This is a genomic window from Paraburkholderia sp. SIMBA_027 (assembly GCF_046535315.1).
GTDB lineage: Bacteria > Pseudomonadota > Gammaproteobacteria > Burkholderiales > Burkholderiaceae > Paraburkholderia > Paraburkholderia tropica.
On record NZ_JAWRWY010000518.1, the window covers coordinates 1 to 274 of the forward strand.

Consider the following 274-nt stretch of genomic DNA (forward strand, 5'->3'; position numbering starts at 1 on the left):
GTGCCTCCTCCGGCATCGGGCAGGGCTGCGCGGTCGCGCTGGCGGGTGCCGGGGCGCATGTGGTCTGTGCGGCGCGCGGGGCGGAGCGGCTGGAGGCGACGGTGGCGGCGATGCGGGCAGCAGGCTACAGCGCCGAAGCGCTGCCCATGGATCAGGGCGACCTTTTGGCGCTGGAGGCGGCACTGAGCGATACGGCCTATGACGTGGTGGTCAATTCCGCCGGGCTGGCCCGCCATGGCCCCGCGCTGGACACCACGCCCGCGGACTATGATGC

1 protein-coding gene is annotated in these 274 nt (G+C 73.4%); it reads left to right on the plus strand.

All coding sequences use genetic code 11. The annotated features are described in order from the left end of the window. Positions 1 to 274: SDR family NAD(P)-dependent oxidoreductase (locus SB764_RS40060; RefSeq protein ID WP_410866758.1), on the plus strand; the 274-nt coding region annotated here is incomplete at both ends.